The 9720-nt window shown below is 65.1% G+C and carries 9 protein-coding genes and 1 pseudogene; 4 read left to right on the forward strand and 6 right to left on the reverse strand.

What is annotated here, in order from left to right; translation table 11 throughout:
- Positions 1-164 precede the first annotated feature (164 nt).
- Entirely contained in the window at positions 165-1211 is a 1047-nt protein-coding gene (locus MFF61_RS31950) for a reverse transcriptase domain-containing protein (protein WP_238241718.1), read from the reverse strand.
- A 60-nt stretch (positions 1212-1271) separates the two neighbouring features.
- Positions 1272-1499 carry a hypothetical protein gene (locus tag MFF61_RS31955; RefSeq protein WP_238241719.1) on the reverse strand — a complete coding sequence of 76 codons (228 nt, stop codon included), beginning with the start codon at positions 1497-1499 and terminating at the stop codon, positions 1272-1274.
- A 506-nt stretch (positions 1500-2005) separates the two neighbouring features.
- On the opposite strand from MFF61_RS31955, the pseudogene MFF61_RS31960 reads away from it, so the two are divergent.
- Together MFF61_RS31960 and MFF61_RS31965 are read left to right on the forward strand one after the other, a co-directional pair.
- Positions 2006-2260 (forward strand): annotated as a pseudogene (locus MFF61_RS31960) (transposase domain-containing protein); the annotation flags it as partial.
- A 287-nt stretch (positions 2261-2547) separates the two neighbouring features.
- Positions 2548-3807, forward strand: coding sequence for an IS256 family transposase (locus MFF61_RS31965; protein ID WP_238241720.1), 1260 nt, complete (start codon positions 2548-2550; stop codon positions 3805-3807).
- Here the strand turns inward: MFF61_RS31965 and MFF61_RS31970 are convergent.
- From MFF61_RS31970 to MFF61_RS31980, 3 genes are all read right to left on the reverse strand, one after another.
- Positions 3743-4854, reverse strand: a protein-coding gene (locus MFF61_RS31970; RefSeq protein WP_238241721.1) for an IS3 family transposase whose coding sequence is annotated in 2 segments (ribosomal slippage) — positions 3743-4605 and positions 4605-4854 — 1113 coding nt in all. Because the reading frame shifts where the segments join, the coding sequence is not laid out codon by codon here. The genes MFF61_RS31965 and MFF61_RS31970 overlap by 65 nt on opposite strands.
- Before the next feature lie 391 nt (positions 4855-5245).
- Entirely contained in the window at positions 5246-6814 is a 1569-nt protein-coding gene (locus MFF61_RS31975) for a YfjI family protein (RefSeq protein WP_238241722.1), read from the reverse strand.
- The gene (locus MFF61_RS31980; RefSeq protein WP_238241723.1) at positions 6811-7098 is read right to left on the reverse strand and encodes a hypothetical protein; all 288 of its coding nucleotides are present in this window, start codon (positions 7096-7098) and stop codon (positions 6811-6813) included. The genes MFF61_RS31975 and MFF61_RS31980 overlap by 4 nt, the downstream gene beginning before the upstream one ends.
- Before the next feature lie 1102 nt (positions 7099-8200).
- Between MFF61_RS31980 and MFF61_RS34090 the strand changes: the two genes are divergently transcribed.
- A complete protein-coding gene (locus tag MFF61_RS34090; RefSeq protein ID WP_353960079.1) occupies positions 8201-8695 on the forward strand; it encodes a recombinase family protein in 495 nt (164 codons plus the stop codon).
- Positions 8696-8712: 17 nt separating this feature from the next.
- Positions 8713-8892: a hypothetical protein gene (locus tag MFF61_RS31985; RefSeq protein ID WP_238241724.1), complete on the forward strand. Its 180-nt coding sequence runs from the start codon at positions 8713-8715 to the stop codon at positions 8890-8892.
- A gap of 340 nt (positions 8893-9232) precedes the next feature.
- On the opposite strand, the gene MFF61_RS31990 is transcribed toward MFF61_RS31985, so the two are convergent.
- On the reverse strand, positions 9233-9562 hold the full coding sequence (locus tag MFF61_RS31990; protein WP_238241725.1) for a ribbon-helix-helix domain-containing protein: 330 nt from the start codon (positions 9560-9562) through the stop codon (positions 9233-9235).
- Between the last annotated feature and the right edge of the window lie 158 nt (positions 9563-9720).

Below are 9720 nucleotides of genomic sequence, written 5' to 3' on the forward strand. Positions count from 1 at the left end.
GTAGAGTCGGCGACTGGCGCGGTGGCCGTAGGCTGCGAGGCAGGGGTGTTATCCGGCAGCTTTCGCCCATGCCGGTGTCGCAGTTCGCGCCATAGCTCCCTTTCCAGTCGCCGCTCATCAAACCGGGCGTGCGGATTTCCCGCACCCGGCTTTCACTCGGTTCCTCAAGCCTTCGCCCTCGGCAGGTCGGCGCGACGAGCGGGGATCCGGAACAGCCCGAGCGTGTCGTGCAGGTAATCCTGCGAGATCCGCCCGAAGCCGCGTCCGCGGCGCCCCGTTCGCCTCATCAACCAGTGTCGCAGCCGGCGATCGACATAGCGGCGGATCAGGTCGTAGACGGCCATCACCGGCCCCTGGTCGAAATACCCGCACCATCCGCGCAGCAGGCGGTTGATGGAGGCAACCTTCGCCTTCGGGGCATCCCCATGCCATCGCGGCGTCGTGCTGTCGTGGATCCGGCGAAGCAGACCCTTCACGGCTTTCCGCGATGGGAGCGTGCCGATGAAGGCCCGCCCATCCCGGCCGTAGAACCGCCCAAGCGTGTACCCGAGGAACGTGACGGCGTCCTCCGGCAGTCGGGCGATCCGGGTCTTGGCCTCGTTCACCTCCAGCCCGAGCCGCGTCATCAGCCGCCGCATCCGCGTCATCGCCTCTCCGGCCTGGCCGGGTCGGCAGCAGATCACGAAGTCGTCGGCGTAGTTGACGATGTGGGCGTCGAGTTGGTCCTGGTGCCCGTGGTCGCGCCAGGCCAGGGCGAAGCGGCGGAAGTAGAGGTTCGCCAGCAGGGGGCTCAGGGGCGAGCCTTGCGGAGTTCCCTTCTTCGTCCGCCGCGCCTCGGCCGAGCGGATCACCCGGCGGTCAACCCGTTCCACCACCGTCACTGTCAACCAGCTCTTGACGAGGCGGAGCAGCCGTCCGTCGGCGATCCGGCGGATCAGGCAGCGCATCAGGGGACCATGCGGGATCGACGTGAAGTAGTCGCGCAAATCGACGTCGACCACCTCGCGGTGCCCCCGGTCCCTGACGTGCCAGAACATCCGCCGCACGGCCATCTTGGCGTCCAATCCGGGACGGAAACCGTACTGGTTGTCCAGCAGGTCCGCCTCGAAGATGGGGCCAATCACCAGCACCACCGCCATCATGACCGTGCGGTCACGGATGGTGGGGATGCCGAGAGGTCGGCGTCCGCCGTGGCTCTTCGGGATCCACACTCTCAGCAGGGGCTGCGGGCGGTATGAACCGCTCTTGAGCTCCTGTCCGAGCCTTTCCAGTCAACGATCCAGGCCCTCGGCTTCGATCGTGTCGAACGTCACGCCATCGACGCCTGGTGCGCCGTCGTTGGCCCGACAGCGGCGATAGGCTTCCTCGATGATGTCCGCCCGACAGATCTTGTCCCAGAGGGCGTAGAACCGGAAGGCCGGTTCAGCCTTAGCTTTCGCCTGCAGCGAGGTCTGGAGCTTCTGAACGGTGTGAGTCGGTGTTGCTAGACGTGATGTCAATCGCCGCGCTCTCCGCTCGCATTCCTGCTGAACCGAGTCAGGGCTCCTTCCCTCCGCCGGCGTTACCCGGCCTCGACGGTACTACGAGCCCATCCGCCATCTGCCACGGCCGACGCTGGCCCTCACGGGTTCGTCGTTGGATGCGGGCTTGCACCCCTCCACCACGGCAGACTTCCCTTGTTGCGCACCATCCATGTCCCGCACGTGCCGGCACCCTTACCCCGGTGGAACCGCAAGGTGCGTGTCTCGCTCGCTACCCCCGCGACATCGGCCTTCCCCGTTATTGGGGCGGGTCGGCTTCCACATCTGCAGCTTTCGAGGCCTGCTCGGTGTTCACTCACGTTCCGGCCCGTGCGGACCGCTGACCCCCTGAAGGGGCCGTGTCTCAGGGTGCTTCAGGCCATTCGTCGCCTCCTGACCCGCCCCGAGTGCTTCCGGCTGGAGCGAGAGTTTGCCGGCCCGGATTTCCACCGGGGAGGATGGTGCACCTTGAACAAGGCACACCCAACAACGCCGCCGAACGCGCGCTCAGAGGCTTTGCCCTTGGACGACGAGCATGGCTGTTTGCTGGCTCGGACCGTGGCGCGGCGCGGGCCGCGGCCATGGCGACGCTGATCACCACGGCAAAGCTCAACGCGGTCGACCCGCAGGCTTGGCTGGCCGAGGTGCTGGCTCGCCTGCCGGCTCACCCCGCCCGGCGGATCGACGAACTCCTGCCCTGGACCTGGGCCCCTCCCCAGCAGACCGAGAGTGCCGCCTGACCTCGTGCCCGCGCAACGATCCCAGCCGCGGCCCTCACCGAATGCTCACCACTCACCCTTTGTGCAGCTGCATTAACTCGCGGCCTGACTGAGCCGTGCGGAATTCGCCGGCAATATCAAAGTGGGTCGTGTCCCCGCTTGTGGTGTAGCTGGTCGGTAGCGGAGCCGCTCGCGAAGCGCGCCGTCACAAGGCGCCGTAGCGAGCGAGCGGCGTAGCGGGGTGGTCATCCGCGATCTTCGGTTAGGGTCGGGTTTGCTGAGCACAACCCCAAGACCAAGGACCGAAGATGACCGATGACATGATTGCCTTTCGCGGGCTGCTGGAGAAGAGCGCGGACGCGGATTTGCTGCGCGAGATGATCGGCTTTGCCGCCGAACGGCTGATGGAGCTGGAGGTGGGCCAGATCACCGGCGCGGCGCACGGCGAGAAGAGCCCCGAGCGGCTCGTCCAACGCAACGGCTACCGCGAGCGCGACTGGGAGACCCGCGCCGGGACCGTCGAGCTGCGGATCCCGAAACTCAGGAAAGGCAGCTACTTCCCGTTCTTTCTTGAGCCCCGACGGCTGGCCGAGAAGGCGCTGACCGCAGTGATCCAGGAAGCCTACATCCAGGGCGTCTCGACGCGCTCGGTGGACGACCTGGTCCGGGCGATGGGGATGAGCGGCATCTCCAAAAGCCAGGTCAGCCGGCTGTGCGAGGAGATTGATGAGCGGGTGAAGGCCTTCCTGGAGCGGCCGATCGAGGGAGAGTGGCCCTACTGCTGGATCGATGCCACCTACGTGAAGGTGCGCCAGGCCGGCCGGGTGGTCTCGATGGCAGTGACGATCGCGGTCGGCGTCAACACGGACGGCCGCCGCGAGGTGCTGGGCATGGACATTGGCCCCTCCGAAGCAGAGACCTTCTGGATCGAGTTTCTGCGCAAGCTGGCCCGGCGCGGGCTGCGCGGCGTGAAGCTGGTCGTCTCCGACGCGCACGAAGGCCTCAAGGTCGCCGCCGCGCGGGTGCTGAACGCCACCCACCAGCGCTGCCGTGTGCACTTTGCCCGCAACGCCCTCGCCCACGCCGGCAAGAGCGGCCGGCGCGTGGTCTCGGCGCTGATGGCCACCGCCTTCGCCCAGGACGATGCCGCAGCCGCCAAGGCGCAGTGGCGCAAGGTCTCCGATCAGCTGCGGCCGAAGCTGCCGAAGTTGGCCGAGCTGATGGACCGCGCCGAGGACGACGTGCTGGCCTACATGAGCTTCCCGGTGGCGCATCGGGTGAAGCTGCACTCGGTCAATCCGATTGAGCGCGTCAACCGCGAGATCAAGCGGCGCACCGAGGTGGTCGGCATCTTCCCGAACGAGACCGCCGTCACCCGCCTCGTCGGCGCCATCCTGCTCGAGCAGTCCGATGAATGGGCGGTCCAGCGCTCGCGCTACATGACCCTGGAAAGCATCGCGCCGCTCAGCGATGATGCTGACCTTGCCCCCTGTTTGCCCCCGCTCATAACCAGAGTCTGTTCTGGTTCTGGTCCTGTTTGGACCGGGTTGCAAACGCGTTTGGGGTGAGCCCGCCGAGGCTCGTGTGAGGGCGGCAGGTATTGTAGTCCAGCCGCCACGCCTCGATGATGGTCCGGGCCGCCGGCAGGTTCCGGAAGAGATGCTCGTTCAAGCACTCGTCGCGCAAGCGCCCGTTCAAGCTTTCAACGAAGCCGTTCTGCTGCGGCTTGCCGGGCGCGATGTAATGCCACTCGACCGCACGCTCTTCCTGCCAGCGCAGGATCGCGTGCGAGGTCAACTCGGTGCCGTTGTCCGAGACGATCATCAGCGGCTTGCCCCGGCCCGCGATGATCCGGTCGAGTTCGCGCGCGACGCGCCGGCCGGACAGCGACGTGTCGACCACCAACGCCAGGCACTCCCGCGTGCAGTCATCGACCACGACGAGGATGCGGAAGCGGCGTCCGTCGTTGAGCGTGTCGGAGACGAAGTCGAGGCTCCAGCGCTGGTTCGGCTCCTGGGGCACGGCGGCCGGCGCACGCGTGCCAAGAGCTCGTTTGCGCCCACCCCGCCTGCGCACCGACAGCCGCTCCTCCCGATAGAGGCCGAAGAGCTTCTTGTGGTTGAGCGTGAGGCCCTCCCGCCGCAGCAGAATGAGCAGGCGCCGGTAGCCGAAGCGACGGCGCTCGCCGGCCAGGCTGCGCAGGCGTACCCGCACGGCCGCATCGTCACCGCGGGTCGAGGCGTAGCGGTACGTCTTCGGCTCCAGGCCGATCAGCCCGCAGGCGCGACGCTGGGAATAGCCTTTCTCCTCGATGGCCCAGCTCACGGCTGTTCTCCGTGCGCCGGGCGTCAGAAGTTTTTTCCCAGCGCCTCACGCAGCGTCGCCACATCGAGCATCGCCTCGGCCAGGAGCTTCTTGAGCTTGCGGTTCTCCTCGTCGAGCGCCTTCAGACGCCGCGCGTCCGAGACCTCCATGCCGCCGAAGCGCGAGCGCCACGTGTAGAACGTCGCGTCGCTGATGCCGTGGCGGCGGCAGATCTCAGCCACCGGTAGCCCCGCCTGCTGCTCCTTCAGAATACCGATGATCTGCTCTTCGCTGAACCGGCTCTTCTTCATCGTCCGTCTCCTCATCGACGGACCCTAGCTTCAGAACGAGGGCAGGCCAGGGGGCAAGGTCAATGCCCTCGTCGGCCTGCCCGCCGTGGCAGCCTGACCAGATCCGGCCCAGCCGGGGATCGCGGTGATCACACCGACAGAGCTACACCACGGCTCGGGGCACAGCCTCAAAGTGCGGGAGAACCACCGAAACGGTGGAGGATCAAATGAGATCTCCATCCCTCCCCCGCACACCTGCATGCGGGCGAGGGCAGTCTCCGCCTCTCAGATTCCGAAGCCCCATTGCTACAATTGCTAATTTGCTAAGGATGGCGAGACAAAGCACGAATTTTAGCAACTCTAGCAACTTTAGCATCGAGGGCCTGCGTTTCGGCGCACTTGGGCACCCTTGTCATGCAATGCTTGAGCCGCCCGGTATAAGACGGATGGTGCGGGGTCGTTGGCTGCTCTCAGCCACCCAGCCGTGCACCTTCAGCACATCGATGGCGGCCTCAGCCTCCTTCTTCGTGCGGGTCGGACCTGGACCAAGCTGAAGGATGGCGGAGAACTTGGTCTCGGCCTCGTTGCGACTGCCCAACCAGTCCAGCAGCGCCTGGGCTCGCAGCAGAGCCGGGTCTGGGCGACAGGATCGGTGCAGACGAACCACCTCCTCCACGTACCAGCTCGTCAGGCGTAGCGCCCGCCGAATCGTCTCCGGATCGATGTCGACGGCGCGCTCGTCGGCGATGACAGTCAGCACTCCGGCGATGCGGGCCGCGTGCTCGGCGGCTTTGGCGGCGAAGTCCCGCACGGGGCGGAGATCACCATTCGGCGCGCAGCGCTCCTCGATCCGGTCATAAAAGTCACGCCACAAATCCTCGGCTGCTTCTATCATCCGTAGTGGGCGCGGTTGGAGACCCTTCGCCCGGTCTCCGCTCAACGGCCATGGCGCCTCCAGCAAGGCCAGGATGCGAGCGTGGTAAGCGCGCAGGAACACCTCGTCCTCGGCGACAGGGCGACGATAGCGGCGCGTGCCCGCGATGCTATCAGGCGCTGCCACCAGCACGCGGGAGAGCAAGCCCTGGTCGCGCAGCACGGGGTCAGCCAGGAACTCCGCTGCGGCGCCAGGCTGAATCATGAGGTGCATGGCCAGCCGCCGCCCGCGCAGGATGGTGACACCGTCGAGCGCTCGCATGCGCGTTACGGGCTGACCGTCCCACAGCACCGAGAAGCCTGCGGCAGTGCGCAGCCGGTTCTCCGCCGACATCGCGTGCCCTCCCGTGAATTGTCCGCCCTCTGAAGTGAAGACGCCGAGTGCGGCGGGTGTGTCGGACCAAGACTTCACCAAGCCCTCGAACGTGGGCTCAGCGCTCGTCAGGACTGGGCGAAGCGGCGTCTCTGGCTCAGGGCCAAGCGCCGCCAACGCGATCTTGCGATTCTCAAACCCGAGCTTGCGGTCGGCCTCGATCCTGCGCTTCTCGGCAGTCCAAGCCGCATGCGTAACGAGCCAACCCTGAAATTCTTGCTTAAAGTATAAGTGCAGTGTCTCCTCGCGGCGGCGAATCGGCCATAGCGCCTCGTTGTCGGCGGTGCTCTTGCGGTCGCCCGACGAGGCAATCGTGACGATGTAAATGCTGAGTGGCCGGCTCTGGCCATACGGCAGCAGCACGTCGGCGTGTGCCTGCGCGGCGAGCGAGGCTGCGGAGAGAACTGACTGAGCCGCAATCGCATCCGGCACCTGCACCTTACGGGCAATCACCGCAGCGGCATCGGCCAGGATTGGCCCGAGAGCCTCTACCGGATAAGGCTCAGCCGGCGGCAGCGGCGGGAAGAGCGGCAGCTTCTCCGTCTGTGTGAGCTGTGAATTGCCAGTGGTGCAGCGTCGGGGCTGATCCCGGTGCGGTGCATCGTTGTAGGGCGGCCAGTTCAGCTCGGGACCGAGTTCGGCCATCTCTTCGGCAAAGGGGTCGATGTTCCTCATCGGCCGAAGTCCTCTAAGGCCTCCGCCGTGGGCTCATCGCCTGGGTGCTCGGCATTCTGGCGCTTGGCCAATTGGAGCATCGCGGCGAGCCTGACGGCCTGCCGGAGGTGAGCGACGGCGCGGCGGATGGAGTAATCGAAGCCCGCATCATCCAGAGCGTCGACGTAGCCGACGCCGCTGCTTGCGTAGAAGGCCGCCATCTGCAGGCACTCGGCGGCGCACTCACGAATCATCTCTACGCTGCCGTGGGCAATGTGGTCGGAGTTGAGGTAAGGCGTGTTCATGCCGCGCCTCCGTTGAGGTAGCTGCGCGTATCCGCCGGACGGCCAAAGGCGGCGTGGACAATGCCATCGTTGTCAATGAGAGCCGCGAGGCGGCTTGTCAGGGCGATGTGCGCCGCCTTATGCTCACGGCCACGAGAAGAGACTTCCTGTGCGCCATTCTGGGCTCCGACCCCAGGGGTGGCGCTTCTCGTTTCAGCATTCGTTGAATCTGAACAATGTTTCGACAACACGGAATTTTCCCTTCCCGTCAATGCGGGAACGAACCGGGAAATTGTCGAAATAGTCATTGAAACTGTGAGACTTTCCGAAGCCTCTCCGATGGCAACGGCGTCCTCTCCTGTCAGCCACTCGGCCTCATTCCGAGCGGCCTCGTCCGGCCCGACGATGGGCGATTGCCCGCGCCAGTTCGCTCCCGCGATACTAAGGGCACGCGCTATCATTCCCCCGCCCTGATACCGCGAAGGCACAGATGTCCTATCCACGTCTCCAACCCTTTCAAGGTTGGCCGTAGCACAAAACCGTTCCTTCCGCCTCATGCAGGTGGTTGACGGTCCGAATGAGAGTGGGCAAGATCGCCTTGCTACAAAGCGAGCTGCCCTCTCATCGAGAGGTTAGGGCTCTCAGGCCGGCGAGCCTGAGGGCCCTTCTCTTTGCGCCCACGGCGCTTTCAGTGACTCAAACCCTCGTCTCCACACACTGTCGCAGGCCCAAGACGCCACACTGTCCGAGCGCGTCCAACCCGTCAGAAGGCAGCCTGACCCATGGCCCACGGCAACGAGGGGTACACCTCGAGCGCTCAGCCGTCAATTTAACTCAAAATTCGCAAACCTGATTGCCTGATTGCCTCACTAACACTCGTGCATCCTTTGGCCGGGGCTGCAGGGCGCAGCTTGAGGAGGACCGACGCCGCAAGCACGAGCAGAACCGCGGACCGGGGTGGCTGCCCGAAGCCGTGGTCGTGCGTCGACACTGCGGCTAGGCCTATCACGGCAGGCCCTTGGCCGTGCCGAGCGCGATCGGCCCGCCCCTTTGGCCACAGGGCCAACCGTCGCATTTGCGGCGGCAACCGGTTCAACGGATGCCAGTCTGCATCAGTCGGCCTATGCGCAGCAATTGCCTCGAGCGGGTCGTCTGGGCCGAGGACGCGGCGATCTTGGACGGTCCCGCGCGCGTCGCCGACGATCGCAACGCTGCACCTCGACCGTCGCAGCGTCCCCAGCCCTCAGGCGCACCGCGTTGGTCGAGGCCCACGATCCGCGGCATCCCGCGCAACCCGACCTACACGGGCCAGATTTATGCGCAGCGCACGCAGTACCGCGCCCCCACACACCGCCGCTCGGCAACGCACCCGATCGGTCGCCCACACGGCAGTGCCGTGCCACAGCCAAGCGACACGCGGCTCCTCGTCGGGCAGGTGCCCGCTGTAGTGAGCCGGGAGCACTTCTGCAACGGCAAGAGGCACAGCACCTTCTCGCATCGTGCCACGCACTGCTCGGCGCGGTACACGCCGGCCGGACAGCTCTACGAGGTGGTGTGCGCGCTCCTGTCCGAACCGGAGCCGCTTGTCAGGCGACACGACGGGCTGACTCCTTGGTGACAGGAGGGCTGCCGGTTGTGCCGATCCGATGGGTGCTGGTCCGGGATCCCGAGAACCGCTTCGCACCTCAGGCCCTGCTCTGCACGGACCTCGAGCGCGAGCCAGCGCAGATCGTGGTGTGGTTTGTGCGGCGCTGGAGCGTTGAGGTCACCTTCCAGGAGACCCGCGCTCATCTCGGCGTTGAGACGCAGCGGTAGTGACCCGACACGGCGATCGCCCGGACGACGCCCTGCCTGCTCGCCCTATTCTCGATCGTCACGCTGTTCGCCAACCGTCTGCCGCCTTGCGACCGCGCTCGGGTCGCGACAGCGGCATAGTACGCCAAACCAAAGCCGACCTTCGTCGATGCCCTTGCGGCGGTGCGTTATGCGCTCTGGCGGGAGCGGGTTTCTAGTGATGCCCGGCCGCCAGCGCCAAAAATCGAAACCGCGGTTCGTCCTACCCCACCCCTGGGTCTACGCTCTCTGCCAAGCCGCCTGATTGGCCAAACTCGAGCTTAGAGGCGTTTCTCAACCCACAACAGGTTGATGAAAGGTTCTAATCTCCATCAACCGCTTGAGCGCTGACCTCAAGCCCATGCTTTTCGAAAAATAAATCCATAGCTTCAAGCATGCATTCTTGGATACCACGTCCGTTCATAACTGCGTATAATTTCAACTGACGATGCACATCCGGATTTACATAGACCGCAATGAATGTTTTACCTTGCCTACTTCGGGGACGGTCACCTTCTCCTCGACGAGCCCGCTTAGATGTTGGTTCGATCGGCGTGGAGATAGAAGGCGCCTTCGGCTTTGCTTTCGGCGCCGAGCGCTCCGATTCCAACCGCTGAACTGCAATAGTCAAAGGGTTAGGTTTGCGAGTCATCACGCAGCTTTCACTTTATACTTGTGCGAATGTTTGCCTGCTTGGATTTTTGCCAATATGACGAGTTCGTCCCGGAGACTCCGGATTTCCTCGGCTGCCTTCCCGGCCGGATCTTGCTCGATAGCGCTCGAGCCTAAAGCGACACTGGCAGAGAGCAC

It is taken from the genome of Methylobacterium isbiliense, assembly GCF_022179325.1.
GTDB lineage: Bacteria > Pseudomonadota > Alphaproteobacteria > Rhizobiales > Beijerinckiaceae > Methylobacterium > Methylobacterium isbiliense.